Source organism: Caulobacter sp. (genome assembly GCF_049283275.1).
GTDB lineage: Bacteria > Pseudomonadota > Alphaproteobacteria > Caulobacterales > Caulobacteraceae > Caulobacter.
Genome location: NZ_JBAPVS010000142.1, coordinates 25894 through 52107, shown reverse-complemented (window position 1 = coordinate 52107; position 26214 = coordinate 25894). Strand labels below are relative to the sequence as shown.

The 26214-nt window shown below is 67.5% G+C and carries 26 protein-coding genes; 18 read left to right on the top strand and 8 right to left on the bottom strand.

The window, feature by feature from the left end; all coding sequences use genetic code 11:
* Entirely contained in the window at nt 1-513 is a 513-nt protein-coding gene (locus tag WAL33_RS07155; RefSeq protein ID WP_422179889.1) for a GNAT family N-acetyltransferase, read from the top strand.
* On the opposite strand, the gene WAL33_RS07150 is transcribed toward WAL33_RS07155, so the two are convergent.
* The gene (locus WAL33_RS07150; protein WP_422179887.1) at nt 510-1310 is read right to left on the bottom strand and encodes a LytTR family DNA-binding domain-containing protein; all 801 of its coding nucleotides are present in this window, start codon (nt 1308-1310) and stop codon (nt 510-512) included. The two genes, WAL33_RS07155 and WAL33_RS07150, sit on opposite strands and share 4 nt — an antisense overlap.
* Before the next feature lie 135 nt (nt 1311-1445).
* Between WAL33_RS07150 and WAL33_RS07145 the strand changes: the two genes are divergently transcribed.
* On the top strand, nt 1446-2657 hold the full coding sequence (locus WAL33_RS07145) for an acyltransferase family protein (RefSeq protein ID WP_422179885.1): 1212 nt from the start codon (nt 1446-1448) through the stop codon (nt 2655-2657).
* Here the strand turns inward: WAL33_RS07145 and phhA are convergent.
* A complete protein-coding gene (gene phhA / locus WAL33_RS07140) occupies nt 2615-3496 on the bottom strand; it encodes a phenylalanine 4-monooxygenase (protein ID WP_422179883.1) in 882 nt (293 codons plus the stop codon). The genes WAL33_RS07145 and phhA overlap by 43 nt on opposite strands.
* 81 nt (nt 3497-3577) lie before the next feature.
* Nucleotides 3578-3907 (bottom strand): heat shock protein HspQ, encoded by a 330-nt coding sequence (gene hspQ / locus WAL33_RS07135; protein WP_145687186.1) that lies wholly within the window; start codon nt 3905-3907, stop codon nt 3578-3580.
* Between the two features lie 161 nt (nt 3908-4068).
* On the opposite strand from hspQ, the gene WAL33_RS07130 reads away from it, so the two are divergent.
* The 7 genes from WAL33_RS07130 (at nt 4069) to guaA (ending at nt 11781) form a co-directional block, all read left to right on the top strand.
* Nucleotides 4069-5196 carry a Ppx/GppA phosphatase family protein gene (locus WAL33_RS07130; RefSeq protein ID WP_422179880.1) on the top strand — a complete coding sequence of 376 codons (1128 nt, stop codon included), beginning with the start codon at nt 4069-4071 and terminating at the stop codon, nt 5194-5196.
* Complete coding sequence (locus WAL33_RS07125) at nt 5193-5900, top strand: RlmE family RNA methyltransferase (protein ID WP_422179878.1); 708 nt, start codon at nt 5193-5195, stop codon at nt 5898-5900. Before WAL33_RS07130 ends, WAL33_RS07125 begins: the two co-directional genes overlap by 4 nt.
* Nucleotides 5901-5908: 8 nt before the next feature.
* On the top strand, nt 5909-6934 hold the full coding sequence (locus WAL33_RS07120; RefSeq protein ID WP_422179876.1) for a potassium channel family protein: 1026 nt from the start codon (nt 5909-5911) through the stop codon (nt 6932-6934).
* A 75-nt stretch (nt 6935-7009) separates the two neighbouring features.
* Nucleotides 7010-8473: an IMP dehydrogenase gene (guaB, locus tag WAL33_RS07115; RefSeq protein WP_422179874.1), complete on the top strand. Its 1464-nt coding sequence runs from the start codon at nt 7010-7012 to the stop codon at nt 8471-8473.
* A 2-nt stretch (nt 8474-8475) separates the two neighbouring features.
* Nucleotides 8476-8871 carry an MAPEG family protein gene (locus WAL33_RS07110; protein WP_422179872.1) on the top strand — a complete coding sequence of 132 codons (396 nt, stop codon included), beginning with the start codon at nt 8476-8478 and terminating at the stop codon, nt 8869-8871.
* Nucleotides 8872-8879: 8 nt separating this feature from the next.
* A complete protein-coding gene (locus tag WAL33_RS07105; protein WP_422179870.1) occupies nt 8880-10160 on the top strand; it encodes an RsmB/NOP family class I SAM-dependent RNA methyltransferase in 1281 nt (426 codons plus the stop codon).
* Between the two features lie 58 nt (nt 10161-10218).
* Complete coding sequence (gene guaA / locus WAL33_RS07100; RefSeq protein WP_422179868.1) at nt 10219-11781, top strand: glutamine-hydrolyzing GMP synthase; 1563 nt, start codon at nt 10219-10221, stop codon at nt 11779-11781.
* A 192-nt stretch (nt 11782-11973) separates the two neighbouring features.
* On the opposite strand, the gene WAL33_RS07095 is transcribed toward guaA, so the two are convergent.
* Nucleotides 11974-12891 carry a LysR family transcriptional regulator gene (locus WAL33_RS07095; protein WP_422179866.1) on the bottom strand — a complete coding sequence of 306 codons (918 nt, stop codon included), beginning with the start codon at nt 12889-12891 and terminating at the stop codon, nt 11974-11976.
* A 161-nt stretch (nt 12892-13052) separates the two neighbouring features.
* On the opposite strand from WAL33_RS07095, the gene WAL33_RS07090 reads away from it, so the two are divergent.
* Together WAL33_RS07090 and WAL33_RS07085 are read left to right on the top strand one after the other, a co-directional pair.
* Nucleotides 13053-13277 carry a hypothetical protein gene (locus tag WAL33_RS07090; protein WP_422179864.1) on the top strand — a complete coding sequence of 75 codons (225 nt, stop codon included), beginning with the start codon at nt 13053-13055 and terminating at the stop codon, nt 13275-13277.
* Between the two features lie 154 nt (nt 13278-13431).
* Nucleotides 13432-14901: a histidine kinase gene (locus tag WAL33_RS07085; RefSeq protein WP_422179862.1), complete on the top strand. Its 1470-nt coding sequence runs from the start codon at nt 13432-13434 to the stop codon at nt 14899-14901.
* Between the two features lie 68 nt (nt 14902-14969).
* Here the strand turns inward: WAL33_RS07085 and WAL33_RS07080 are convergent, their stop codons facing one another.
* A complete protein-coding gene (locus WAL33_RS07080) occupies nt 14970-15602 on the bottom strand; it encodes a response regulator (RefSeq protein ID WP_422179860.1) in 633 nt (210 codons plus the stop codon).
* Between the two features lie 173 nt (nt 15603-15775).
* On the opposite strand from WAL33_RS07080, the gene WAL33_RS07075 reads away from it, so the two are divergent.
* The 3 genes from WAL33_RS07075 to WAL33_RS07065 all read left to right on the top strand — a co-directional run bounded on the left by WAL33_RS07075 (nt 15776) and on the right by WAL33_RS07065 (nt 17696).
* Nucleotides 15776-16351: a hypothetical protein gene (locus tag WAL33_RS07075; protein WP_422179858.1), complete on the top strand. Its 576-nt coding sequence runs from the start codon at nt 15776-15778 to the stop codon at nt 16349-16351.
* Between the two features lie 2 nt (nt 16352-16353).
* Nucleotides 16354-17163 carry a hypothetical protein gene (locus WAL33_RS07070; RefSeq protein WP_422179857.1) on the top strand — a complete coding sequence of 270 codons (810 nt, stop codon included), beginning with the start codon at nt 16354-16356 and terminating at the stop codon, nt 17161-17163.
* A 140-nt stretch (nt 17164-17303) separates the two neighbouring features.
* The gene (locus WAL33_RS07065) at nt 17304-17696 is read left to right on the top strand and encodes a hypothetical protein (RefSeq protein WP_422179855.1); all 393 of its coding nucleotides are present in this window, start codon (nt 17304-17306) and stop codon (nt 17694-17696) included.
* Nucleotides 17697-17699: 3 nt separating this feature from the next.
* On the opposite strand, the gene WAL33_RS07060 is transcribed toward WAL33_RS07065, so the two are convergent.
* Both WAL33_RS07060 and bla read right to left on the bottom strand, forming a co-directional pair.
* Nucleotides 17700-18896 (bottom strand): carbohydrate porin, encoded by a 1197-nt coding sequence (locus WAL33_RS07060; RefSeq protein ID WP_422179853.1) that lies wholly within the window; start codon nt 18894-18896, stop codon nt 17700-17702.
* A gap of 10 nt (nt 18897-18906) precedes the next feature.
* Nucleotides 18907-19857: a subclass B3 metallo-beta-lactamase gene (bla, locus tag WAL33_RS07055; RefSeq protein WP_422179851.1), complete on the bottom strand. Its 951-nt coding sequence runs from the start codon at nt 19855-19857 to the stop codon at nt 18907-18909.
* Nucleotides 19858-20005: 148 nt separating this feature from the next.
* Between bla and WAL33_RS07050 the strand changes: the two genes are divergently transcribed.
* Nucleotides 20006-20179, top strand: coding sequence for a hypothetical protein (locus WAL33_RS07050; protein WP_422179849.1), 174 nt, complete (start codon nt 20006-20008; stop codon nt 20177-20179).
* 174 nt (nt 20180-20353) lie between these two features.
* Nucleotides 20354-20884: a YSC84-related protein gene (locus WAL33_RS07045; protein WP_422179848.1), complete on the top strand. Its 531-nt coding sequence runs from the start codon at nt 20354-20356 to the stop codon at nt 20882-20884.
* Nucleotides 20885-20889: 5 nt separating this feature from the next.
* Here WAL33_RS07045 and WAL33_RS07040 read toward each other — a convergent pair whose 3' ends face one another.
* The gene (locus tag WAL33_RS07040) at nt 20890-22095 is read right to left on the bottom strand and encodes a BamA/TamA family outer membrane protein (RefSeq protein WP_422179846.1); all 1206 of its coding nucleotides are present in this window, start codon (nt 22093-22095) and stop codon (nt 20890-20892) included.
* A 552-nt stretch (nt 22096-22647) separates the two neighbouring features.
* Between WAL33_RS07040 and WAL33_RS07035 the strand changes: the two genes are divergently transcribed.
* Nucleotides 22648-24807, top strand: a complete 2160-nt coding sequence (locus WAL33_RS07035) for a type I secretion system permease/ATPase (RefSeq protein ID WP_422179844.1) — start codon at nt 22648-22650, stop codon at nt 24805-24807.
* Entirely contained in the window at nt 24804-26213 is a 1410-nt protein-coding gene (locus WAL33_RS07030; protein ID WP_422179842.1) for an HlyD family type I secretion periplasmic adaptor subunit, read from the top strand. Before WAL33_RS07035 ends, WAL33_RS07030 begins: the two co-directional genes overlap by 4 nt.
* The last annotated feature ends 1 nt before the right edge of the window (nt 26214 follow it).

The window sequence follows — 26214 nt, the reverse complement described above, 5'->3', positions numbered from 1 at the left end:
ATGACCGACTTCAGCGTTCGCCCCGCGACGCCCGACGATGCGAGCGCGATCCTGGCCTTGCATCGCAAGGTCGCCGCCCGTCCCGGCGGCCTGGCGCGCCAGCCTGACGAAGTGACGGCCGACTATGTCGCCCACGCCATCGCGGTCGCGACGGACGGCGGAGTGAACCTGGTGGCCGTGGACGTCGACGGCGCGGTGTGCGGCGAGCTGCATGTCGAGCGGATGAAGGTGGCGATCTTCGCCCATGTGCTGACCGACCTGACCGTGGCGGTCGATCCGGACTGGCAGGGCAGGGGCGTCGGCTCGGCCCTGTTCCGCGCCCTGATCGAGGTCGCCCGGACGATGACGCCGCCGATCGGTCGGATCGAGCTGTGGACTGGCGCGGCCAACCTCGGCGCCCAGCGGCTCTATCAAAGGCTGGGGTTCCAGATCGAGGGGCGCATGATCGGTCGTGGTCGCTATCCCGACGGCCACGTCGAGGACGACATTGTCATGGGCCTGCTGCTGGACTAGCCGCGCAACGCGGACAGGGTCTGGGGAAAGCGCCGCGACAGCGGGACCTCGACCGCGCCCAACTCGACCGCATAGTCGCCCGAGCCCTCAGGGCGCAGACCGGTCACCCGTGCCGGATTGACCAGCCAGGAGCGATGGGTGCGCAGGAAGCCGTGCTTGACCATCTGGGTCTCGAGCGCGCTGAGCGACGAACGCATCAGGGGCCGCCGGCCGTCGGCCAGCAGGAACTCGGCATAGTTGCCGGCCGAGCGCACGGCCAGGATCTCGGAGACAGGAACGCGCACCAGGCGCGCGCCGTCGCGGATGTCGAAGCTGGCGGGCGCCGACGCCGTCTGGGCGAGCACGGCCTCACGCGCGCTGCGCCTTAAGGACAGGTAGTAGATGATCGAAGCCAGGCCATAGGCCATCAGGTCCTTGCGGAATTCGTAGGGGAACTCCGAGGACAGCGGCCCAAACTCGTAGGGGCCGTCCATCAAGGTCCAGTAGGCCAGCTTTCGCAACGCCACGAAGCCGGCGACGTGCAGCATCGAGTAAAGAACCACCGCCACAAGGTGAACGGGAAGGGCCCGCCACCAGCGCGGTGCTGTCCGCGTGGTCCACAGAGCGACCGCGGCGGGGATCATGAAGATCGCCACGGTCACCAGCGCGCTGCTGCCTTCCCAAATGGCAGGGGCCAGCGTGCCGAAATGCGGCGCGTCGTGGCGGATGGTCAGGACGTTGACCACGGAGATGCACGAGATCAGAGAGGCGCCCAGCAGCCAGGCGCGTCCGATGCCCTGCCGCTCTTCGCCGTTCATCCCGAAAAGCGCGCCGCTGGTCCCGGACGCTTTTCCGCTCGTCCCTGCCGGCGGCCGCTGGTCCCCAGGCGCTTGGCCTCGGGCGGCGGTGCGGGCCACGACGTTCGCATCGTTTTTCAAGCCGGACGCCCTGTCATGCTTTCGACCGCTTCGATCCCTGACCGCCGATACGACCTCGACTGGATTCGGGTCGGCGCGTTCTTCCTGCTGATCCTGTACCACGTCGGCATGTTCTATGTGCCCTGGGACTGGCACGTGAAGTCGCCGCATCCCGTCGAAGCGCTGGAACCGCTGATGATGCTGACCAATCCGTGGCGCCTGACCCTGCTGTTCCTGGTCTCGGGCGCGGCGACGCGGTTCATGGCCGACAAGGTTCCGGTCGCCAAGCTGACTGGCGCCCGGATCGGCCGTCTGGCCCCGCCGCTGCTGTTTGCGATGTTCGTGATCGTGCCGCCGCAGTCCTACTACCAGATCGTCGAGTACGTGACGGCCCATCCGGGCGCGCCGGCCTCGATCCTCGACAACTTCTGGATCCGCTATGTGACGGCGTCGGGCCACTGGTGCGGTCCGGATGGGTGTCTGGTCACGCCGACCTGGAACCACATGTGGTTCGTGGCCTATTTGCTGGTCTACACCCTGGCGCTGGCCGGACTGCTGCTGCTCTGGAAGCGATCAGGCGTTTATATCCAGGCCGGCGCCGAGCGCGTGTTGAGCGGGCCTGGGCTCATCCTGTGGCCGATCGTTTTCCTGGGCCTGATCCGCGCCTGGCTCTATCCGCGCTATGGCGAAACCCACGCCTTGGTCGGCGACTACTACGTGCATGCGGTGTCGTTCTCGGCGTTCCTCATCGGCTTCGGCCTGGCCAAGTCCGAGGTCCTGCGCGAACGCTTGATCGCCGCGCGCTGGCCCGCACTAAGCCTGGCCGTGGCGGCCTATGTGGCTTGGGCGAGCTATGCCTGGATTTACCGGGCCGAGAATGCCGCTCCGCCTGAAGCCCTGCGGTTCGCGATGCGCTTCGTCTATGCGACCGACACCTGGTGCGCGATCGCCGCCATCTTGGGTTTCGGCGCCAGGCGTCTGAATCGCGGCGGGCCGGCGTTGCGCTATCTGACCCTGGGTGTCTTCCCGTTCTATTTGGTGCATCAGACCCTGATCGTGGTCGCCGCCCACCATCTGGCCAAGCTGGGCCTGCCTCAGGCCCTCGAGGCCGCGATCCTGATCGTTCTGACCTTCGCCGGCTGCTTCGCGACCTACGAGATCGTCCGGCGCGTTCCGGGCGTGCGGATGCTGTTCGGCCTGAAAGGTCAGCCGCCCGCCGAGGCAAGTCGGCCACCGGCCTTCGCATAGGCCTGGCTGCCCGCGGTGATCACCCGGTCGGCGCTGGTGATCTCGGCGATGCCGAGGTCGCTGGCGCCGGCCAGGCGGTCGTATAACGCTCCGAAGTCGCGCAAGGTCACCTCCTGCAGCGTCTGGATCGAGGGGATGACGAAATAAACCTGCTGGAAGTCGTCGATCCGGTAGGGCGTGCGCATCACCCGCTCCAGGTCGAAGCCGATGCGGTTGGGGGAGGGATCGTCGAGGGCGAAGATCGACTCCGTGCGCGAGGAGACGATGCCGGCCCCGTAGATTCGCGGGCCCGCCTTGGTCTCCAACAGGCCGAACTCGACCGTGTACCAGTAGAGGCGGGCCAGGTTAGCCAGCCGCCCCAGGCCCAGAGCCCGCTGGCCGCCCTGGCCATAGGCCTGCATGTAGTCTGCGAAGGTCGGGTCCGTCAGCATCGGCACGTGGCCGAATACATCGTGGAAGATGTCGGGTTCCTGCAGGTAGTCCAGTTCATGCGGCTTGCGGATGAACTGGCCCGCCGGGAAGCGGCGGTTGGCCAGATGGTCGAAGAACACGTCGTCGGGCACCAACCCGGGCACGGCCACCACGCTCCAGCCGGTCAGGCGCTGAAGCTCTTCGTTGATCCGCTTGAAATCGGGAATGCCCGAGCGATGCAAATCCAGAGCGTCGAGCCCGCGCAGGAACTCGTCGCAGGCCCGGCCCGGCAACAGGGCGGTCTGGCGTTCGTAAAGGGTGATCCAGACATCATGCTCGGCCTGGGCATAGTTTTCCCAGCCCTGATCGATCGTCCAATCGGCGGCCGCGCCGGGCGGAGGGCCGCTGCTAAAACCGTCTGCGCTCATCAGACGACGTTACGCCCGGTTCGTGGCAAATTCCGTTCGGATTTTGCGTGAGAACCGGGATCTCTCGGAGAGAGCTTGCGCCTAGTGCGAAATCCGGGGGCGAAGCTTGTAGGCGCCGTGATCGAAGCTCTCGAAGATCACCGCCGCTTGCGGGTGGCCGACCGGCTCGCCGGTTTCGTCGGCCAGCAGGTTCTGCTCGGAGACATAGGCGACATAGGTGTTGTCGTCGTTCTCGGCCAGCAGGTGGTAGAACGGCTGGTCCTTGGTCGGCCGGATGTCCTCGGGAATGGAGTTCCACCATTCCTCGGTGTTGGCGAACACGGGGTCGACGTCGAACACCACGCCCCGGAAGGGGAAGATCCGGTGTTTGACCACTTGGCCGATCGCGAATTTGGCGAGTCTCGAGTTCATGCCCGGCAATCTACACCGAGTCTCCTGACTGGAATCTGAACGTAGAGTTCCGTGACCGGATGACAAGGCGAGGCCTTTCGGCGGGGGAATCCGACCGCTATGCTCGCTCTCGAAGTGAGGCGGTTCGGTGCGAATCGCCTGCGAGACAAGGTGGAACGACCATGTCGGAGGCGCCGAGAGCGCCCGGCGCGCCTCAGCCTTCGGGCTCGGGCCGGCGCCGGCCGCCAGGCGAGCAGTCGTGCTATGCGGCGCTCGACCTGGGTACGAACAACTGCCGCCTGTTGGTGGCGACCCCTTCGCCGCGCGGATTCCGCGTCGTCGAGGCCTATTCCCGCATCGTGCGTCTGGGCGAGGGACTTTCCCAGACCGGACAGCTTTCGGACGAAGCCATGGACCGTTCCATGGCCGCCCTGAAGGTCTGCGCTGAAAAGATCCGCCGTCGCAAGGTGGTGCGCGTGAAGGCCGTGGCCACTCAGGCCTGCCGGGGTGCGGCCAATGGTCCTGACTTCGTCCGCCGCGTCGCCGAGGAGACGGGGCTGCGGCTGCAGATCATCACGCCCAAGGAAGAGGCCCAGCTGTCGGTGGCCGGCTGCATGAGCCTGTTCGACCGCAACGCCGAGGCGGCCTTGGTGGTCGATGTCGGCGGCGGTTCGACCGAGTTGTCCTGGGTGGACCTCAAGGGCGACGGGCTCGACAGCAAGCCGCGCCAGTTCGCGACCTGGAAACTGCCCATTAAGGCCTGGCTGTCGATCCCGATCGGCGTGGTCACCCTGGCCGAGCGCTTTCCCGAGGGCGAGCGGGTTGAGGAGGGCTGGTTTCGGGCCATGGTCGACGCGGTCAAGACGCGCATCGACGCCTTCCCACACGCCGAGCCCATGCGTCGCCTGTTCGAGGACGACCGGGCCCACATGGTCGGCACGTCCGGCGCGATCACCAGCCTGGCCGGCCTGCACCTTGGGCTGCCGCGCTACGATCGCAACATCGTCGACGGCCTGTGGATGCAGCGTCACGAGTGCGAGGCGGCGGCCGACCGGCTGTTGACCCTGACCGCCAAGGAGCGGGCGCTGGAGCCTTGCATCGGGGCTGACCGAGCCGATCTGGTGCTGGCCGGGGCGGCGATCCTGCAGGCCGTTCAGGAGCTTTGGCCGTGTTCTCGCGTGCGTGTCGCCGATCGGGGGCTTAGAGAAGGTCTTCTGATGTCCTTGATGTCCGATCAGCAGAAGAAGCCGCGCCGGCGTCGGCGAGGCGGCTCTGGTCGGGCTTCCCGCCCCTCGACGGTGAACGCATGAACGACGAACCTCCCCGCAAGCGCATGGTCAAGCCGCCGGCCGGCGGCAATGACAGCGGTCGCACCAAGCCGGCGCGCCTGAAGACCGCCTTTGGCCGCACGCCCTCGCAGCAGCACTGGCTGGAGCGGCAGATCAACGACCCGTTCTCGGCCAAGGCTCGCGCCCTGGGCTATCGCAGCCGCGCGGCGTTCAAGATCAGCGAGATCGACGACAAGTATCGCTTCTTCAAGAAAGGGGCGCGCGTCATCGACCTGGGCTGCGCGCCGGGCGGCTGGCTGCAGATGGCCACCGAACGCGGCGTGACCGACATCGTCGGCGTCGATCTGCTGCCGGTCGATCCGGTGGCGCCCGCCCACATCCTGGAGATGGATTTCACCGACCCGGCCTGTCCGCCCAAGATGCTGGACCTGCTGGGCGGCGCGCCGGACCTGGTGATGTCCGACATGGCCCCCAACACGGTCGGCCATCGCGAGACCGACCACCTGCGCATCGTCGGCCTGATCGAGATCGGCGCTGACTTCGCCATCGAGGTGCTCAAGCCTGGGGGGGCTTTCGTGGCCAAGGCCTTCCAGGGCGGCGAGACCGCGGCGGTGATCGGCCAGCTGAAAAAGCACTTCGACAAGGTCGTGCACTTCAAGCCCAAGGCCAGCCGCAGCGACAGCTCCGAGGTCTTCCTGGTGGCGACGGGGTTCAAGGGGCGGTGAGGGCGGGCGTGCTCGAGGGGGTGACGGCGCGCCCGTTCCGCAATCTCCTGATCGCGATCCTGTTCGTGCTGATGATCGCCCTCGTCGCGGTGATCGCCTACATGGAAGCGGGTTGGTCCTTCGACGACGCCCTCTACATGGTCACCCTGACCATCTTCACCGTCGGTTATGGCGAAGTTCGCCCCATCGACACCGACTACTTGCATACCGTCACCATGGCCACGATGCTGTTTGGGTGCACGGGTGTGATCATGGTCACCGGCGCGCTCGTGCAGGCGCTCACCCAGTCGCAGCTGGAACAGTTTTTTGGAAAGCGCGTGGAACGCGATATCGAACGCCTCGACGGCCACATCATCATCTGCGGATTTGGCCGGATCGGCCTCATGCTGGCCGCGGACCTGTCCATGGCGGGTGAGACCTTCGTCGTCATCGAGCGAGAGGCGGAGCGCTGCCAGGAGGCCCGCGAACTGGGTTATCTGTGCCGCCATGCCGATGCGACCGACGAGGACGTGCTGCGCGCCGTCCACGTGGAGCGCGCCCGGGTGTTGGCCAGCGTCCTGCCCGACGACGCGGCCAACGTGTTCATCACGCTGTCGGCGCGAAGCCTCAACGCCGGACTGGAGATCATCGCCCGCGGCGAGAGGCCGTCCACCGAGCGCAAGTTGATCCAGGCGGGCGCCGACAAGGTGATCCTGCCAACCCACATCGGCGCCGAGCGGATCGCCGAGCTGATCCTGTTCCCAAAGCTGGCGGAGTATCTGCAAGGCGCCGTCACCGACGAGGCCGGCAGCGCCGCGTCGCTTACCAGCATGGGCCTCGAGCTGGGCGTGATCGTCGCGCCCGCCGCGTTCGGCGGGCGTCAGATCACCGTGGGCGAGTTCGAGCGGCGGGGAGGCGGCCTGCTGGTGGTTCGCATCGATCGCCGCGAGGGCGGCGCTCTGCGGCCCGGCGCCAACGACGTCATCCGACCGGGCGATGGTTTGGTTGTGATCTCCCGCATGGGCGTTCCCAACCCCGAGACGATTGTCGGTTAGAGCGCCGAATTCCTCGGGCGGCCTCGACAAGCCCAGGGGGCGCCGGTATACGCGGCTCGCAAAATGGAGACTCCAATGGAGATTCGCGAAGGGCTCACCTTCGACGACGTTTTGCTCGAACCCGGTCCGTCAGACGTCATGCCCACCCAGGTGACGACCGAGACCAAGTTCACGCGTGAAATCAGTCTGAACATCCCGCTCGTGTCCGCCGCCATGGACACGGTCACCGAAAGCCGGCTCGCCATCGCCATGGCCCAGGCCGGCGGCATGGGCATCCTGCACCGTAACATGACGGTGGACGAACAAGCCGACCACGTGCGCGAAGTGAAGCGGTACGAAAGCGGCATGGTCATCAATCCGCTGACCATCAATCCCGACACCACCCTGGCCGAGATCCGCGAGATCAAGGCCCGCCGCAAGATCTCGGGCTTCCCCGTGGTCGAGGCCAAGAGCGGCAAGCTGGTCGGCATCCTGACCAACCGCGACATGCGCTTCGAGGGCGACGACAAGGTCCCGGCCTCGGCGCTGATGACCCGCGAGAACCTGATCACGGTTTCGGAAGGCATCGATCACCGCGAGGCGCGCGAGCTGCTGCGCAAGCACAAGATCGAGCGCCTGATCGTCGTCGACGACTCCTATCGCGCCGTCGGCCTGATCACCGTCAAGGACATCGAGAAGGCCCAGGCTCATCCCCTGGCCGCCAAGGACGACAAGGGCCGGTTACTGGTCGGTGCGGCCTCGACCGTCGGCGACGCCGGCTTCGAGCGTTCGATGGGACTGGTGGAAGCCGGCGTCGACGTCGTCGTCATCGACACCGCCCATGGCCACTCCAGTCAGGTCACGGCCGCCGTGTCGCGGCTGAAGCGCGAAGCCAACCGGGTTCAGATCGTGGCCGGCAACATCGCCACCTACGACGCCGCTCGCGCCCTGATCGACGCCGGCGCCGACGCGGTGAAGGTCGGCATCGGCCCGGGCTCGATCTGCACCACCCGCATCGTCGCGGGCGTGGGCGTGCCGCAGCTGACCGCGATCATGGAGGCCGTCCGCGCCGCCAGGGAAAGCGGAACGCCGGTCATCGCCGACGGCGGCATCAAATATTCGGGCGACCTGGCCAAGGCCATCGCGGCCGGGGCCTCGACCGCCATGATGGGCTCGATGTTCGCCGGCACCGAAGAGGCGCCCGGCGAGGTGTTCCTGTACCAGGGCCGCTCGTACAAGAGCTATCGCGGCATGGGCTCGGTGGGCGCCATGGCCCGCGGCTCGGCCGACCGCTACTTCCAGAAGGAAGTGACCGACAGCTTCAAGCTCGTGCCGGAAGGCATCGAGGGCCAGACGCCGTTCAAGGGCGCCATCGCTCCGGTGCTGCACCAGCTGGTTGGCGGTCTTCGCGCCGCCATGGGCTATGTCGGCGCCCCCACGATCGCCGAATTCCAGGACCGGGCCCGCTTCGTGCGGATCACCGGCGCCGGCCTGCGTGAAAGCCACGTCCATGACGTGATGATCACCCGGGAAGCGCCGAACTATCCGAGCGCGGTCTAGCCGTGCGGATGGCCCTCGAACTTCAGATGCTGGGCCTGGCCGTCGTGATCGGCCTGGTTCATCTGCTCTGGGCGGCCGCGGCCGCCCAGCCGCAGCGCGGTCTGAAGTGGAACGTCGGGCCTCGCGACACGCCGGTGGTGCTGACGGGAATGGCGGGGCGTCTCGAACGCGCCTTCGCCAATTTCCGCGAGACCTTCCCGCTGTTCGCCGCCGCCGTGCTGGTCGTCTATCTGGGTGATCGCCAGGGCACGTTCTCGGCCCATGGCGCGGTGCTCTATGTCGGAGCGCGAGCAGTCTACATCTTTCTCTATGCCTTCGGCGTGCCGGTCATCCGGTCGCTGGTCTGGCTGGCTTCCCTGATCGGCATCTGCCTGGTCCTGGCGGCCTTGGTGATCTGAAAGCAAAAATGCGCGACGGCGGCAGACTAGCAGCGGCGATCGAGGTTCTCACCGAGATCGAGACGCGTCATTTCCCCGTACGGATGGCGCTGAAGCGCTGGGGCGAGAGCGCCCGTTACGCGGGTTCAAAGGATCGCGCCTTCGTCTCGGGCCTGGCGCTGGACGCCCTGCGCCGCAAGCGTTCTCTGGGCTGGATGATGGGCGACGACAGCCCGCGCGGCGTGGTGCTGGGCGTGCTGGCCCAGGACTGGAAATGGTCGCTCGACCGCATCGCCGAAGCCACGGGCGAGGAGCACGGCCCCGGCGCCCTGACCGATGCCGAGCGCGAACGCATCGCCTCGCCGCGAGCCCTGGCCGACGCGCCGGCCCCCGTGGCTGGCGACTATGCCGACTGGCTGGAGCCGCATCTTACCCGCGCCCTGGGCCAGGACCGGGCGGCCGAGATGGCGGCCCTGGCCGAGCGCGCGCCGGTCGATCTGCGCATCAACCTGCTGAAGACCGACGTCGAGCGCGGCGCCAAGGCCGTGGCCCTGATCGGGGCCGAGCCGGCCGGCGTGCTGGACACCGCCTTCCGCATACCAGCGCCCGGCGCCGCCGACCGCACCCCGTCGGTCGAGGCCGTGCCGGCCTTCTCCAAGGGCTGGTTCGAGGTCCAGGATCTGGGTTCGCAGATCGTCTCGGCCCTGGCCGGCCCGATCAAGGGCAAGCAGGTGCTGGACTTCTGCGCCGGGGGCGGGGGCAAGACCCTGGCCCTGGCCGCCGCCATGGGCAACAGCGGCCAGATCTACGCCCACGACAGCGACGCCCGCCGCCTGGCCGACACCATCCGTCGCGGCCAAAGGGCAGGGGTCCGCAACCTGCAAATCCGCTCGCCGATCGAGGGCGAACCGCTGAAGGGGCTGGAGGGCAAGCTGGACCTGGTGTTCGTCGACGCCCCCTGCACCGGCTCGGGCACATGGCGCCGCCACCCCGACGCCAAGTGGCGTCTGTCGCCCGACCAACTGGCCAAGCGCCAGATCGAGCAGGACGCTGTTCTGGCCGATGCGGGCGACTTCGTAAAGCCGGGCGGCCGCCTGATCTACGTCACCTGCTCGCTGCTGGCCGAGGAGAACGAGGACCGCGTGGCGGCGTTCGTCGAGCGCCATCCGGGCTTCTCGGTCAAGCCGATCACCCTGGCGGGCGTCGAGCAACACATCACGCCGGAAGGCTATCTGCGTCTGACCCCCTATCGCGCAGGCACTGACGGCTTCTTCGCCGCGGTGATCGAGCGCGGGTCCTACGCGCCCTAATTGCTCCCGACAGGGAGACCGAACCGAACCGAAACGACACGCTGGAGAGCCTCTGCCCATGACTGCCGAAACCCATCACCAGCGCGTTCTGATCGTCGATTTCGGGAGCCAGGTGACCCAGCTGATCGCCCGCCGGGTGCGCGAGGCCGGCGTCTATTGCGAGATCCATCCGTTCGACAAGGCCGAGGCCATGGTCGACGCCTACGCCCCCAGCGCCATCATCCTGTCGGGCGGCCCGGCCAGCGTGCTGGAGGCCGACAGTCCCCGCATCGGGACCAAGCTGTTCGAGCTGGGCGTGCCGATGCTCTGCGTCTGCTACGGCGAGCAACTGCTGTGCGACGTGCTGGGCGGCAAGGTCGAGGGCGGCCACGCGGGCGAGTTCGGCCGCGCCGAACTGACCATCGGCAAGCAGAGCCCGCTGTTCCAGGGTCTGGCCGACATCGGCGGGCTGGAAACGGTCTGGATGAGCCACGGTGACCGCGTCACCGCCATCCCTGACGGCTTCGAGGTGATCGCCACCTCGACCGGCGCGCCGTTCGCCGCCATCGCCAATGACGTCCGCAAGATTTACGGCGTGCAGTTCCACCCCGAGGTCGTGCACACGGTCAACGGCTCGAAGATCTACAAGAACTTCCTGTTCAACATCGCCGGCCTGACCGGCGACTGGACCATGGCGGCGTTCCGCCAGGAGATGGTCCAGAAGATTCGCGACCAGGTCGGCGACGGCAAGGTGATCTGCGGCCTGTCCGGCGGCGTCGACAGCTCGGTGGCGGCCGTCCTGATCCACGAGGCGATCGGCGCCCAGCTGACCTGCGTGTTCGTCGACACCGGCCTGCTGCGCAAGAACGAGGCCGATCAGGTCGTGACCCTGTTCCGCGACCACTACAACATTCCACTGATCCACGTGGACGCCGGCGCCGAGTTCCTCGGGGCCCTGGCCGAGGTCAGCGATCCGGAGACCAAGCGCAAGATCATCGGCGGCAAGTTCATCGACATCTTCGACCGCGAGGCCGCCAAGATCGACGGCGCCGACTTCCTGGCCCAGGGCACGCTGTATCCCGACGTGGTCGAGAGCGTCTCGGCCCGCGGCGGCCCCTCGGCGGTGATCAAGAGCCACCACAATGTCGGCGGGCTGCCGGACTTCATGAAGCTGAAACTGGTCGAGCCGCTGCGCGAGCTGTTCAAGGACGAGGTCCGCGCCCTGGGCGTCGAGCTGGGCCTGGCCCCGGCCTTCGTCGGCCGCCACCCGTTCCCCGGCCCGGGCCTGGCCATCCGCATCCCCGGCGACATCACGCCCGAGAAGGTCAAGGTGCTGCAAGACGCCGACGCCATCTATCTGGAAGAGATCCGCAATGCCGGCCTCTACGACAAGATCTGGCAGGCCTTCGCCGTGCTGCTTCCCGTCAAGACGGTCGGGGTGATGGGCGACGCCCGCACCTACGAGAACGTCCTGGCCTTGCGCGCGGTGACCTCGACCGACGGCATGACCGCCGACTTCTTCGAATTCCCCTGGGACGTGCTGGGCAAGACCGCCACCCGGATCATCAACGAGGTCCGCGGCGTCAACCGCGTGGTCTATGACGTGACTTCCAAGCCCCCCGGCACCATCGAGTGGGAATAAGGGATAAAATATAATAAAATCAAATACTTATTGAGTTTAATTGATGAGTAATGGGGGCGCGTCTGCGCCAGGTTGCGAGAGCCTGCCGCGATGCCGAGCAGGGTCTGATGGGAAGAGGGCGCACAATCCGAATCCCGCGCCGGCAATCTGGACAGATGGGCAGGGGCGCTACCAACTCGATCGCCTTGGCCGTCATCGCGTACCGCGCGGGGCCTCACTCGCCTCACGTGCGGCGTCGGCAAGCGCTCGGATGACGGGTGAGCGCCAGAGTTCCGGGGTGGTGAGCATCCAACATTCGTAGGCCGGCGCGGGTCGCGTGATCGGCAGCTCGATGAAGGCGCCCTCGGCGAGTTCCCGGGCCACGGCGAACCGAGGCGCGAAGGCGATCAAATCGGAATCGAGCAACCGCTGCGCGATCACGCTGTAGTCATCCGAGAACAACGCAGCGGCATGGCCATCGGTGTCCGGCGAGGCTGCGCCCAGCCAGGCCCGGATCGCCGGCGTCACGGTCGGCGTTGCCGCAGCGTAACCCAGGAGGTCGCGAGGTGCGAGGGGGCCGCGATCGCCTGCAGGATGACCGGCCCGCGCCACGACGATGATGTCGTCCGTGAGGATCTTGGCGCGGATCAGGTCGCCATGACTTTCCGCGTACTCATGGTGCACGAAGATCACGTCGGACTCACCGTTCAGCAGCCGCGCCAGCAATGTCAGGGGACTGCTCTGCAAGGTAGAAAGCTGCAATCGCGGAAATCGCGCAGCAGCGAGGCTGACCAACTGCGGCAGGAGGGCGAGACGCGCCACGGGCCCGACGCCGATCCGGACTTGCCCAGAGTCGCCGTCGACCATCTGCTGCGCCTCTCGTAGCAGCTGAGCCGCGCTCTGCAGCAGCGCCTCCGCGCGCTCGCCGAGATAGTTAGCGTAGGCCGTAGGCGTCGCGCCCCTTGCGCCGCGTTCGAACAGCTTCATGCCAAGGCGCGCCTCCAGGCGGGCGATGCTCTTGCTCAGCGTCGGCTGCGAGATGCCGAGGGCGCGCGCCGCGCCGTTGAACCCTCCGGCCCGCCGGATGGCGGCGATCTGTTCCAGATGCCTTAGGTCGAGGGGCGAGAACATTGTGGCGTCTCCGGCGGGATAATAGTCGTTGGCTATCCCTGTGGCGAAAGAATTTCGTGACCCACCTCTCGGGCGCCAGTGTTACCTCCGCCGCGCCAGATAGGGAGCGAGAGGATGGGGCCGGCGGAACGACGCAGGACAGCGCAGTCAGGAGAGAGCCGATGAGGGCCCGCGTTCCGATCGACTGGCTCGGACACGCTCGTCGGATCGCCCAGGCCGCGGAAGGCTTGCCCGTGAGCGCGGAACGCCTCGTTCGGGCCGCTCGCACGCGCACGCTGGACCGCCATGAGGCCGCGTTCACGGCCAACCGCGCAAGCACGTTGGCGCAAGCGGTGCTGGACTTGGTCATCGCCGTGGAAGGCTCGCAGGAAACGCCCCTGGGTTGACGCCCTTCAGGTGATCACCTGATTGCTTATGCCAGCGTCCTCGGAAAGCGTCGGCCGTCGCGTGCATTGGCGAGTGTCTTTCGCGCGAGTAGGCACAACTTCCAGTTAAATCTTCGCCGTAGTCTTGTTACTTTGACGCAGAGAGGCGCCGAACGTGCAGCAGGTCCTGCCTGAAGACGTTGCACTGTCCGCCGGCGATCCGTGGCCGGACCCCCAGCCCTTCGCCGATGCGCCCGACTGCGTCATCGGAATCGACCGGCTCTGGCTGGTGACCGGGATCAGCCGCGCCGCCCAGATCTGGCTGGGCCTCGACGAAACCGTGACCCTTGGGCGCGATATCCGCGAGGCCGGACTGCCGCGGCGGGTTTCCTACGCCGTGCAGCAGGCGTTCGACTTCGGCGAAGCGAGCCGTGCCACTTTCCCATCGTCTTTCCGACCGGGCGCCTCGATCGAGGTGCTCGTGCAGGCCCGGGCCGGCGGAGCCGACCTGATCTTTCAGCCGAGTGGCGGTCGTCCGCGACCCTTACGCCGGCCATCAGTCCTTGCACCAGCGTTCGACGTGCTGAGTTGGCCGATGACGATCTTGGACCGGGATGGTCGCCTGTTGGACGCCAACGCCGCCTGGCATGACTTTGCGAGTATTGGCATCGCCCCGACCGCCACTCCGGGCGCCGACCTCCTGGGCGCGGAGGGCGGAGTCGTCCCTGGTCTGAGCCGCCTCTTCCGCCGGGCCCGCCGCGCGCTGCACGCTGGGGCGCGCGAATTCGAAGGCAGTTGCGCGGGCGGTCAGGGACGGCGCTTGGATGTTCGGCTTGTTCCCTTCCGCCACCGCAACGGCGATGCATGGCTGTTGCTGCTGCAGGACGTCACGGAACTGGCCCAGGCCCGGGCGCAGGCCAAGCGCGCCACGGAGCGCATAATCGCCGCCCGCGAGGCCGAACGGCGGCGCATCGCCATGGAACTGCATGACTCCACCGGCCAACAACTGGTTGCGATCGGCCTGGCCGTGTCGCGTCTCCGCTCGTTGGTCGCGGACGGGCGTGAGGCCGCAAGCGTGTTGGACGAACTCGCCGCCAGCATCGCCGATGCCCAGCGCGACGTGCGCACCCTCTCGTTCTTGATCCATCCACCCAGCTCCGGCGGCGAGCCGATCGGCGCGGCGGTGCGGGCTCTGGCCGAGGGTTTCGCACGGCGCGCTCGAATTGAGATGGAGGTGGACGTCCGGTTGCCGCCGCGCGCGCTGTCCCAAGACGGCCAGCGCGCCCTGTTCCGCATGGTGCAGGAGGCGCTGGTCAACATCCACCGCCACTCGGGGGCGGCGCATGTCTGCATCCGGGCGGGCGTCGCTCGGGGCGTCGTTCAGTGCGAGGTGCGAGACGACGGTCGCGGCTTTCCAGCAGGCCGGCGGCGCCTCGGGGAGGGCCTGCACGCCATGCACTCGCGCATCCGCCAACTCGGGGGCCAGTTGCAGATTCGCAGCGGCTGCGCGGGCGCGGCCTTGGTGGCGCGCTGGCCGGCGCAGAAGCCGGCGACCGCTCGTCCGCCGACAAGTGTGCGAGGACAAGATGAGCGGTCGCCCGCCGCCGCGCCCCGCACGGGGCGTAATGGCCCGAGATCCGCATAGGGGGAAAGATCGCGGACATCTCGATACTGTGCCGCCGCTGGGGCGCGGCCTATCGGGTGAACTCCCAGTCAGGCCTGGATCAGCTTGTGCTTGATGGCGAAGCGCACCAGCTCGGGCGCGGTGTGCACGCCCGCCTTGCGCATGGCCGAGGCGCGATGGCTCTCGACGGTCTTGATGCTTATGCCGAGGGTGCGGGCCGTCGCCTTGTTCGAGTTGCCCTCGGCGATCAGTTGCGCGACCTGCAACTCGCGGTCTGTGAAGCTGTCCAGGCGGCTGCGTTTGCGGTGGTTGACCGTCTCGAGCAGGATCTCTGAGACGAGGGACGAGAAGAAGGGTCGGTTGGCGCCCAGCGCCGAGATCGCCGAGGTCAGATGCTCGGCGCTGTCGGTCTTCAGCACGTAGCCCCGCGCGCCGGCCGCCAAGCCGTTGGTGACGCTCTCCTCGTCGTCGAGCATCGTGTAGAGTAGCACGCGCGTACGTGGACACTCATGCACCAGGCGCCGCGTAGCCGCGACGCCGTTCAGCAGCGGAAGCGAGATATCCAGGATGGCGATGTCGGGACGCTCCTTGAGCGCCAGCTCCAGCGCAGTGAGCCCGTCGCCAGCTTCGCCGCACACATCCCAGCCCGGATGATCCTGGATTAGCTCGCGGATGCCCTTACGGACCATCTCATGATCGTCGGCGATGAGGATACGAAGCATGCCGGCCTCTCGGCTTTGTCGTTCAGTATAGGGCTAGCGCCGCCTGTTCCCATCGGGCCTAACCCGCATTCCTGAGCCGCGAGCAGCGCCATGGCCCGAAGCTAAGGGTTTGACCGGAGGGCGGCGCGTCCGCCCCGGCTCCATACTCCGGGTTCTCGGATCTGGAGGCTAGCATGGGTGGAGCGGCGCATGAGGTCGCCGAAACGCGCGGACCGACCGCGCCGGAACGACTGCGGCAGATCGCGCGCTGGGTGTGGCGAGGGCTGTTCCAGGACAAGGTGCCGCTGTGGCTGCATGTGGCGACCGTGCTGGGCACCGTTGTCGCCACCATAGTCCTGGCGCCCATTGTCGGGCACGCGTTCGAACAGCAGAAGTTGAAAGCGACGTTCGTTATCGAGTTCCTCGCCAACCTCGACGCCGCAACAGGGGAGTTGATCTCCGAGGTGGCCGATCTGCGAGCCTGCCGCCAGCGGGCGCCGCAATCCTGCCAGGCCGAAGAGCGGGCCGCCGTCGTCACCATTGCGATGCTTCGCTGGAAAGCGCTGCAGATGGACGCGCTGCTGACGGAGCCTGAGGATCGTGCGGCCGTCGACCGGCTTTACGTGGCGCTAAATCGTGTGGAGGGCGATCTGGCGCCGAGAAACGGCGCCGCTCCAGGGGCGGACCCCAACACTCGCGCCATCGCTGCGGCCTCCTTCGAACTCACCCGCCGGATCGCCCGACGCTCCGGCGTCACCCTTCGTTGGTAAGCATGGCCGCGCGGCTGTTGGATCAGGTCGCCACCTGGCCGCCATGGCTTCTCGCCCTGCTGCTGCTCTGCGCCGCCGCGGGCGCTTGGCTAGGTGGGGTCGCCATGCGCCGGCCACCTCGCCCGCAGGCGCAGCCGGACCCTGTCGAGGCGAACCACCAGCAGACCCAGGAAGCCTATGTCGTTGCGGCCATCCTTGGGCTGCTAGCCCTGTTGCTGGGCTTCACCTTCTTCCTTGCCGTGGACGGCTACCAGACCCGCCGCGCCCTGGTGTTGGATGAGGCTAACGCGATCGGTACGGCGCACCTTCGCGCCCGCCTCCTGGATGAGCCGCATCGCACCGTCATGGCGCAACTGTTGGAGGATTACGTCGAGGCGCGGATTCGGCTGGCCACTGCTCGGCCTGGCGAGGTCCGGACCGCGCTCGCGGTCAACGATCGTCTCGCCGCTGAGCTGTGGCAAGCGACCGAAGCGGCGTTTCCCAGTGTGCGCTCCACGCCGTTCGCCGTCCCCTTCCTCGACGCTGTGAACGAAGTGCTGAACTTGGAAGCTGCGCGCCGAACCGCGCGGCTCGCACGCGTGCCGGGGGAGGTGTTCCTGGTGCTGCTGGCCTACTTTCTGGCCACGGCTGCTCTGCTCGGACGTCTGCTGGCGGGGCCCGGCGCGCGCTTGGCCGGCGCCACGCTTATCGGGCTGACGGTGCTCTCCCTTGTCCTCGTAATCGATATCGATGAGCCGAAGATGGGCGGCGTCATCGAGTCCCAGCAGGCCATGGAGACCTTGAAGGCGTCATTCGCGCCGCCTCTCAGATGAGGCTCGCCTGGGGCCTTCACCCGATGGTTGTCGGGTGAGGTTCGGGCGAGGCTGCTGGTGCGGCCGGGCGGCAGCGCGTTCACCCACTTCACGTGGCGCCGATTGCCCCCCCTGTCGGCCGCACCGAGGGAGAAGACACCATGTATCGTCGTACCTTTGTGCTTTGCGGCGCAGGCTGGCTGCTCTCCGCCGGCGCGGGGGCCACTCAGGACCGCCGGGTGTTCTTGGGCGCCCGGACAGTCCGGTGGAACCTGGACCACGACGTGATCGTCGTGACAGCAGCGCGAGCGGCTTTCGACCATATTCGCCTGCTGGTCAAAGGCAACGCGATCTACGTCTATGACCTCGACGTGATCTACAGCAACGGCGCGCCCGACCATATCCCGCTGCGCTTCCGCATCGAGCAGGGCGGCTGGTCGCGCCGCATCGATCTGCGGGGCCGGGACCGGTTCATCCGGCGCGTCGAGCTCACCTATAGACGCCCGGGTAACGCGCGGGGCCAGGCCAGGATCGAACTTTGGGGGGAGCGCTGAAGCCTAGAACTCAAGCTTGGCTCTGAGGCCGATGTAGACAAGTTCGCCTCGCGCGGCGATCGCCGGATCGACCCATTCCGCGCTGGCCGTCAAGCGCAGTGGTCCGCCGACGGCCAGGGTATAGAAGATCTCAGCGCCGGTTTCGTCATCCAGCACGACGATGGGGGCCAGTCCCTGACGCAACGTTGCGCTGAGCTGGGTGCGGAACACGCCGACGCCGAACCGGTCCTGCGGTCGTGAGGCGAAGGGCGCTTCTCCGCTTACCCCCAGCGCCGCCTGCCATCGGAACGGCGTGGGATTGCCGTCCCACACACCCAGGCGTCCGAACACCCCCCATCCCCGCCCCCCGGGCGCGGACGCCTCGTGCAGATGCTGGTGGAAGCTGTACTGGACATGCCATTGGCCCTTCTTCTGCCCCAGGACCGTTTCGCTCTCCGGCGGCAGGATCACCTCGGGTACGTCCTGCAGGTCTAAGCCGCGCTTCGTGCTGCCGTAGACGGCGATCTTCTGGCTGCCGCTTCGTCCGCCGAGCGTCACCGGGAAGGCCAACTGGGCATAGCCGGCTACGCCCGTCTCGAAGGGATGCTCGAAGCCGGTCTTGTTGATGGTCGACTCCGGGTCCCAAACGCCAAGGCTCAACGTGGGCCCATCCAGCGGGATGGTGGCCATCACGCCAAAGCGGACCGGCTGGCCTATGATGGAGGGCGGAGAGGCCAGCACCGTGTGCTGGAAGCCTTCAAGGCCGCCGCCGCTGATCATCGGCGTCGCGCGCCCGCGGCGCATGCTGTTGATCTTGCCGAACTGCACGGTGGCGCGACCAATCCGCTGCTGCACGAACAGCGACACGTCGAAGTCATCACGGTCTTTGCTGGGGTAGGCCAGGCCGACATTGACGGGGAAGACGGGACCGGAGGCGCTGCCGTTGACGTTCCGACCGTAGATGTACTCTGGGTAGACATTGATGGAGGCGCCTTCCCAGAGGCCGACCGCGCCGCCGTCTATCTCGAACTCGGCCGCCACGTACCCGCCATAGCGACCGTCCTGATCGCCGTCACCACCGACGAGCCCGCCGGCGAACTGCGTCCATGAGGCATTTGCCTTAAGCCGGTCCGTCTCCTGCGCTGCGGCGGGAAGCGAGACAGCCGACACCAGGACCAGCGCCGCGGAAGCGGATCCGACAGCTGGATACCGAGGGAGCATGGCCGGCTCCTCACTCGCCGTCGGGCGCTTGAGCCCCCGATTCTCGAGCGACCAGGGTCTCGAACGCGAGGTTCTTGCTCGCCACCCAGCGGCGGTACCCTTCCGGATCGATCCAGGCCCTGACGCCATCCGTCCGCGCCCGCGCGCGCTTACCCTCTAAATCGTAGTACTCGTTGTGCTGGGCCAGCCAGATGTCCGGCTTCAGCATCTCCAGTGTGTGATGCGTTCGTCGGTAATCGGCTTCGATGCCGGGGTAGGATGGATCCTTCGTGATGCGGTATCCCGGATTGAAGCCGGCGCCATCCGGGAACACGACGGTCAGCGGCCGTCCGTCGTCGACGATCTCGGCGATCCAGGTGGTGGCGCCGCGGGTGTGGCCTGGCGTAAGCAGGGCGGTGAGGGTCACATCTCCCAGCTGGATGCGCTCGCCGTCGCGCAGCATGCGGTCCACCTTCGCCGGCGCGTAGACGAAGTCGTCGGCGTACTTGAAGTCGCCCTTGTCGCCGCTCTCCATCGCCGCGACGTCCTCGCGCATGACCGCGAGTTCGGCCCTGGGGGAGAGGGTCTTGAAGTAGGCGAAGGCGCCGGCGTGGTCTATGTGGGCATGGCCGTTGATCATCAGCCGGATGTCTTCCGGCTTGAAGCCCAGCTTGCGGATCGACGCCGCAATCATAGGGCCAGACGATGGCATGCCCGTGTTCATCAGGACGAGGCCATCGGACGTGGCGAAGATGAATGCGCCCAGCCCGCGGGTCCCGACGAAGTAGAGGGGGCCAGCGATCTTCACCGGCTCGGCCGGCTCCTCCCAGTGCAGCCCCTTGATCGCCAGGCTCAGGAAAAGCTTGTTGTCGGTGGCCAGGCGCTCGGGCGTCACGCCCGGCGGCAGGCGCTGTCCGTGCGCCGGCCCCATTGCCGCCAGCACCATGATGGCGACGCCAGCCGCCAGCGTATGCTTCCACATAGGTTCGCTTCCAGACACCGCATGTCCTCCCAGCAGGGCCCGCCCGGGCGGGCGCTCCCGCTCGCCCTTGATCATTCGAGTTGGGCAGGGCCGCGCCATCGGGCGAAACCCTCGCCTGGGGCCCGGATCAGCCGGACGGCGCGACGCGGTGGAGGGTCGCCGCACGCGGGTCAACATCGGCAACATCTCGATCGAGACCACGACCACCGGGTTCGGACAGCTCTGGCTCTTCATCGTGACCCCTCTGGCCGGCGCCGTCCTGGGCGCGCTGCCGTTCCGCCTGGGCCTCCTGCGCGTCACGCGACCCGCCGCCGTGGTCTGAGGCTACGCATGAGCCGGCGTCCCGCCGTTGGTCCGCCGGGATTCAGAGCCACGGGTTTCACCGGATGGCGCAGCGGCGGCTCCGAAGCCGAGATACGACCAAGACCGCCGATGGAGCCCCCCGATGTCCCTACACCGTTCAATTAGCTGCCCCTGTCCTGACCGTCGCACCGTCATGCTCTGGCTGGTTGCTGGTGTCGCCTCGGCCGGATCCGCCGTGCAAGCCGCGACCGTCGCCGAGCTCGACCGCGAAGCGGACGAAGCCCTTGCGCGACTCTACGCGACGAGCCCCAAGGCCAAGGAGCTCGGCGATCGCGCCCGGGCGGTGCTGATCTTCCCGAAGATCGTCAAGGCCGGTCTCGTGGTGGGCGGACAGGGTGGCGACGGCGTGCTGCGCGCCGGTGGCCGCACCGAGGGCTACTACCGCATTGCGGCCGCATCCTACGGGCTGCAGGTCGGCGCGCAGACCTTCAGCTTCGCCCTGTTCTTCATCACCCAGTCCGCGTTGGACTACCTGGACAAGAGCAACGGCTGGGCGATCGGCAGCGGCCCGAGCATCGTCGTGTTGGACAAGGGTAGGGCGCGCGCGACCAACACCACCACCCTGAAGCAAGACGTCTACGCCGTGCCTTTCGGTCAGAAGGGCCTGATGGCCGGCCTGGGGCTGGAAGGCTCCAGGATCAGCCGGATCGAGCCCGCTGCCTGAGCCGCTCAGAATGCTTCGCCGATGCGGAAGTAGACGGCCCCGGAGTCCTTGCCCCGCGCATAGTCGATGCCGGCGTTGACCTTGTACTTCTTCGAGGCCTGGAACCGCAGGCCAACACCGGCGGCCGGGAGTGCGTTGTCGAGGCTCAGCTTGCCGAAGCTGGGCGCCACCCCGCCCACGCCAGCGAAAGCTACACCCCCCAGCCGCCAGAATAACGGGCGGCGATATTCGGCCTGGACCGCGTAGAGCGCTCGGTCCAGGTAGCGGCCGGCTACGTATCCGCGCAGGTCGGCGCCACTGCCAAAGCTGCAGATATCGTAGAACGGAGCCCGTTGGGAAGCCGAGCAGACGGCGCTGCGGACCGCGAATACGCCGCTCTTGCCGGCCGGCAGGTAGGCGTTCCCGCCAAACTCGACCCGCGTGTAGTTGAAGTCGCCGCCGAGCCTTCTATGGGCCCACATCCACTTCCCGGTCGCATAGACCCCGCGCTGCGGCTGATACTCGTTGTCGCGCGTGTCGTACTCGCCGGCCAGGCCTAGCAAAGAGCTACGGCTGCGCAGCTCGATCTGCGGAATTGCCAGGTCCGGGAACGGAAGCTGGCTCAGGTCCAGGCTCGTCCTAAGGTCGATCAACCGGTACTCGAGCCCGAGATAGAGGTTCGGCGCCGTGCGCCAAAGTCCCGAGACCACGCCGCCCTGGCCTTTCTCGGTGATCGGGATGGAGCGGTCGCGGTCGCCGGAACCCTGGCCGATGCCGTAGTAGTCGATGTGGAACTCGCCCACCGCCGCCGCCGCGGTGAGCCGGAAGCGGTCGTCGGCCAAGTACGCCTTCTGCCCCGCCGCGAGCGCCCAACTCGACGTGTCTGTCTTCAGCGCCCCGAGCCCCGTCGCCCAAGGACGCTCGGCGCCCTCGACACGGTAGAGCGCCACCGCTGCGACCGCCAACCCGTTCCCCGCCGCCGGGCTTGAGATCGGGATCGGCAACACCACGAAGCTGAAGGCGCGGCCCGCCTCCTTCGGCTGCTTTTCCTGGGCGTGCGCGGCGCCAGTCACCGCAAGAGCGGCGATGATCGCGGGGAGGGTACGAAGGTGTCGTCCAGCCGGGGTGTGCATGCCAAGAGGGTTCGGCGAGGGAGGAATGTGGACAATCGGGTGAAACCCGCCCCCCCCCAAAAAACAGGTCAGCCGATCGAGGGACGCCTGATGGCGCATTCAGGAACTCGGCCGTCAAATCCTGGATGTGACGCCCGCGGCTTTCGAGCTGCTCTCGATCCGGGTACCCGCCCTTCTGGCTGATGATCGAGATGGTACGCATGTGGACCTCCGGACAGGAGGGCATGTGAACAGGCCCTAAGATGCCTGCCAGAGCGCAAAGAGGAGGGGAGTGCTGTGGCGTAGGAACGGATGGAAGTAAGTTGGGTTGGCCTGACGTGGCATGCGGCGTTCAGATTCCGCAACGCCGATCGCGACAACCTCCCGGTCAGAGGGATGGATGTCTCGTTAGTGGCGAGCGAATAGATTCGGCGAAGTCGAGCAATAAGTCGCTTTCCGACGCGTGTCAGGCGCCAGCCGCAATAGCGGTGGATCTTCAACCTTTCATTGATCTCTCAAAGATTGCGATTGCAACGCCTAATTGCTCCTGCAACATGGTTAGCGAAGGTTCGGGGGTGTTCGTGACAGTGTATGGGGTGCGGCGTCGCTGCTCGTTTCGAGCAATGCGCACGGATGTGAACGGAGGGGCTGGCCGTCAGGTTCAGGGCGGACGTGGGCGCTGACGGCGACCTGTCCATGGGCGGGGCCGGCGAGGCGCCGACGGGCGCGTCTGCGCTAGTCTGTTTCGCCGCCATGCTGGGCTTTCTGGGCAAGCCTGCCGATCCTGACCATCTCCGCCACGATCTGGGGCTGGGCTCGGAAGAAGCGTCGGCCAACGATCTGCTAAGATTAGCCAAGCGCCTGCAGGTGCGGGCCAAGGTCGTGCAAGCCGCGCCGGCTCTGCTGCACCGCCAGCCGCTGCCGGCCATGGCCCGCGTGACCGAGGGCTGGCTGATCGTCCTGCAGGCCGCCGCAGACCGGGTGCTGGTGTTCGATCCCGGCGAACAGCGTCCCCGCACCCTGACCATCGACCAGTTCGCCGCCGTTCATACTGGCCAGCTGCTGTTGATGACCACCCGCGAGCACGTCGCCGGGGCTGCCCGCGCCTTTGACGTGACCTGGTTCATCCCTGCCCTGGTCAAGTATCGGCACCTGCTGCGCGACGTGCTGGTCGCCTCGCTGTTCCTGCAGGTCCTGGGCCTGATCACTCCCCTGTTCTTCCAGGTGGTGATCGACAAGGTGCTGGTCCACAAGGGACTGACGACGCTGGAGATCCTGGCGGTCGGCCTGCTGGTGGTGTCGCTGTTCGAGGTCGCCATGGGTGGCCTGCGCACCTACCTGTTCTCGCACACCACCAGCCGCGTCGACGCCGAGCTGGGCGCCAAGCTGTTCTCGCACCTAACCCAACTGCCGATGGCCTATTTCCAGGCCCGCCGGGTGGGCGACTCCGTGGCCCGGGTGCGCGAGCTGGAGAACATCCGCGAATTCCTGACTTCCTCGGCCCTGACCGCGGTGTTGGACCTACTGTTCGCGGGGATCTTCCTGGCGGTGATGTGGCTCTACAGCCCTTGGCTGTTGCTGATCGTATTGATCACCCTGCCGCTCTACGCCCTGGTGGTCCTGCTGGTCGGGCCGGCCCTGCGCCGCAAGCTCGACGAGAAGTTCGCCCGCGGGGCCGAGAACCAGTCGTTCCTGGTCGAGGCGGTGACGGGTGTGGAGACCCTCAAGGCCTTGGCCGTCGAGCCGCAGATGCAGAACCGCTGGGAGCGCCAACTGGCCGGCTACATCAAGGCCAGTTTCGACGCGCGGATGCTGGCGAACTGGGGCTCGCAGGCCATCCAGCTGATCAACAAGCTGGGCGGTGTGGCGTTGCTGTTCTTCGGCGCGCGCCTGGTCGTCGGCGACAAGCTGACGGTGGGCGAGCTGGTGGCCTTCAACATGCTGGCCGGCCAGGTGGCCGGGCCGGTGCTGCGCCTGGCTCAACTGGCCCAGGATTTCCAGCAGGCCCAGATCTCGGTGGCCCGGCTGGGCGACATCCTCAACAGTCCCACCGAGCCGGCCTCCTCGCCGTCGCGCTCCAGCCTGCCCGACATCGTCGGCCGCATCGCCCTGGAACATGTCGGCTTCCGCTACAAGGTCGACGGGCCAGAGGTGCTGTCCGATATTGACCTGGTGGTCGAGCCCGGCGAGGTGCTGGGCATCGTCGGCCCGTCCGGCTCGGGCAAATCGACCCTGACCAAGCTGATCCAGCGCCTGCACGTGCCCGAGCGCGGCCGGGTGCTGGTCGACGGCGTCGACTTGGCCGTGGTCGATCCGGCCTGGCTGCGGCGCCAGGTCGGGGTGGTGCTGCAGGAGAACATCCTGTTCAACCGCACGGTCCGCGAGAACATCGCCCTGACCGATCCGGCCATGCCGATGGAGACCGTCGTGGCGGCCGCCAAGATGGCCGGGGCGCACGAGTTCATCCTCGAGCTGCCCGAGGCCTACGACACCCAGATCGACGAGCGCGGCGGCAACCTGTCGGGCGGCCAGCGCCAGCGCCTGGCCATCGCCCGCGCCCTGGCCGGACGGCCCAAGGTGCTGATCTTCGACGAGGCCACCTCGGCCCTCGACGCCGAGAGCGAGGAGATCATCCAGGGCAATCTGAAGGCCATGACCGCCGGGCGCACGGTGATCATCATCGCCCACCGCCTGTCGGCCGTGCGCCAGGCCGACCGGATCGTCACCGTCGAGCGCGGCCGGATCACCGAGCAGGGCACGCATGAGGCGCTGCTGCGCCAGGGCGGTCGCTACGCCCAGCTCTACGCCAAGCAGATGGGGGTGCGGACATGATCGCCGTGGCGCTGCGCGACTGGGCCCGTCACTGGGAAGTCTTTGTCGAGAGCTGGCGCCTGCAACGGATCGCCGATCGCGACCGCACGCCGCGCGACGAGACCGCCTTCCTGCCCGCCGCCCTGGAAGTGCTGGAGACCCCGCCCAACCCGCTGGGACGCGGCATCCTGTGGGCCATGCTGGCCTTCATCGTCCTGGCCCTGGCTTGGTCAATCCTGGGGAAGGTCGACATGGTCGCCGCCGCCCCGGGCAAGATCATCCCGCGTGGCAACGTCAAGCTGATCCAGGCGGCCGACTACGGGGTGGTGCGGGCCCTGCACGTGGTCGAGGGCCAGGCGGTGCGGGCCGGCCAGCCCCTGGTCGACCTCGATCCCACCGCCACCGCCGCCGACGTCGCCCAGGCCCGCCAGGCCTTGCTCAGCGCCGACATCGACGCGGCCCGCGCCACGGCTCTGGTCGACTACGCCGACGGACGCGGCGCGGCGTTCCACGCCCCCGACGGCGCCGACCGCGCCTCGGTGGCCACCCAACGCGCCTTCGTCGAGGCCAAGCGCCGCGAGCAGGCCGCCACCCTGGCCGGACTCAGGCAGGACCGCCTCCAGCGCCAGGGCGAGCTGGGGATGATCGACAACGAGATCCTCAAGCTCAGCCAGCAGATCCCCCTGGCCGAAGAGCGGTTGAAGGGCATGCGCGAGCTGGTGGTCAAGGGCTATGCGCCGCGCATGAAGGTCTCGGAGCTGGAGCAGCAGGTCGTCGGCATGCGCCAGGACCTGGCCATCCGCCGCGACGAGCGCCTGAAGGCCGCTGCCGCCGTGGCCGGCGTCGACCAGCAGATCGCCAAGGCCCAGGGCGAGTTCTCGCGCGAGGTGCTCGACGCCCTGACCGAGGCTCAGGCCAACCAGCGCCTGCGTGGCGAGGAACTGGCCAAGGCCAGCGACAAGGCCGGCCTCACCGTCCTGACCGCGCCGGTGGACGGCGTGATCCAGCAGATGCAGGTCCACACCTTGGGCGGGGTGGTCAAGCCGGCCGACCCCCTGATGGTGCTGGTGCCGCGCGGCGGCGAGCTGATCATCGAGGCCCGCGTCCAGAACCGCGACGCCGGCTTCGTCCACGAAGGCCAGAGCGTCGAGATCAAGCTCGAGGCCTATCCGTTCACCCGCTACGGCGTGGTCCACGGCACGATCGAACACATCAGCCGCGACGCCGTCGAGGACGAGAAGGAGGGGCTTGTATTTCCCGCCTTGGTCAAGCTTACTCAACCCTGGATCATGGTTAATGGGCGCAAGCTCGCCCTGGCCCCGGGCCTCTCGGCCACCGTCGAAATCAAGACCGGCGAACGCCGGATCATCGGCTTCCTGCTGTCGCCCCTGGCGCGGCGGGTTAGGGAGGGGGGGCGGGAGCGGTGAG

Excerpts from the sequence above, each read along its gene's own strand:
- WAL33_RS07155 (WP_422179889.1), top strand. The coding sequence starts at position 1 with ATGACCGACTTCAGCGTTCGCCCCGCGACGCCCGACGATGCGAGCGCG.
- WAL33_RS07150 (WP_422179887.1), bottom strand. The coding sequence starts at position 1,310 with ATGAACGGCGAAGAGCGGCAGGGCATCGGACGCGCCTGGCTGCTGGGC.
- WAL33_RS07145 (WP_422179885.1), top strand. The coding sequence starts at position 1,446 with ATGCTTTCGACCGCTTCGATCCCTGACCGCCGATACGACCTCGACTGG.
- phhA (WP_422179883.1), bottom strand. The coding sequence starts at position 3,496 with ATGAGCGCAGACGGTTTTAGCAGCGGCCCTCCGCCCGGCGCGGCCGCC.
- hspQ (WP_145687186.1), bottom strand. The coding sequence starts at position 3,907 with ATGAACTCGAGACTCGCCAAATTCGCGATCGGCCAAGTGGTCAAACAC.
- WAL33_RS07130 (WP_422179880.1), top strand. The coding sequence starts at position 4,069 with ATGTCGGAGGCGCCGAGAGCGCCCGGCGCGCCTCAGCCTTCGGGCTCG.
- WAL33_RS07125 (WP_422179878.1), top strand. The coding sequence starts at position 5,193 with ATGAACGACGAACCTCCCCGCAAGCGCATGGTCAAGCCGCCGGCCGGC.
- guaB (WP_422179874.1), top strand. The coding sequence starts at position 7,010 with ATGGAGATTCGCGAAGGGCTCACCTTCGACGACGTTTTGCTCGAACCC.
- WAL33_RS07105 (WP_422179870.1), top strand. The coding sequence starts at position 8,880 with ATGCGCGACGGCGGCAGACTAGCAGCGGCGATCGAGGTTCTCACCGAG.
- guaA (WP_422179868.1), top strand. The coding sequence starts at position 10,219 with ATGACTGCCGAAACCCATCACCAGCGCGTTCTGATCGTCGATTTCGGG.
- WAL33_RS07095 (WP_422179866.1), bottom strand. The coding sequence starts at position 12,891 with ATGTTCTCGCCCCTCGACCTAAGGCATCTGGAACAGATCGCCGCCATC.
- WAL33_RS07090 (WP_422179864.1), top strand. The coding sequence starts at position 13,053 with ATGAGGGCCCGCGTTCCGATCGACTGGCTCGGACACGCTCGTCGGATC.
- WAL33_RS07080 (WP_422179860.1), bottom strand. The coding sequence starts at position 15,602 with ATGCTTCGTATCCTCATCGCCGACGATCATGAGATGGTCCGTAAGGGC.
- WAL33_RS07075 (WP_422179858.1), top strand. The coding sequence starts at position 15,776 with ATGGGTGGAGCGGCGCATGAGGTCGCCGAAACGCGCGGACCGACCGCG.
- WAL33_RS07070 (WP_422179857.1), top strand. The coding sequence starts at position 16,354 with ATGGCCGCGCGGCTGTTGGATCAGGTCGCCACCTGGCCGCCATGGCTT.
- WAL33_RS07065 (WP_422179855.1), top strand. The coding sequence starts at position 17,304 with ATGTATCGTCGTACCTTTGTGCTTTGCGGCGCAGGCTGGCTGCTCTCC.
- WAL33_RS07060 (WP_422179853.1), bottom strand. The coding sequence starts at position 18,896 with ATGCTCCCTCGGTATCCAGCTGTCGGATCCGCTTCCGCGGCGCTGGTC.
- bla (WP_422179851.1), bottom strand. The coding sequence starts at position 19,857 with ATGTGGAAGCATACGCTGGCGGCTGGCGTCGCCATCATGGTGCTGGCG.
- WAL33_RS07045 (WP_422179848.1), top strand. The coding sequence starts at position 20,354 with ATGCTCTGGCTGGTTGCTGGTGTCGCCTCGGCCGGATCCGCCGTGCAA.
- WAL33_RS07040 (WP_422179846.1), bottom strand. The coding sequence starts at position 22,095 with ATGCGCCATCAGGCGTCCCTCGATCGGCTGACCTGTTTTTTGGGGGGG.
- WAL33_RS07030 (WP_422179842.1), top strand. The coding sequence starts at position 24,804 with ATGATCGCCGTGGCGCTGCGCGACTGGGCCCGTCACTGGGAAGTCTTT.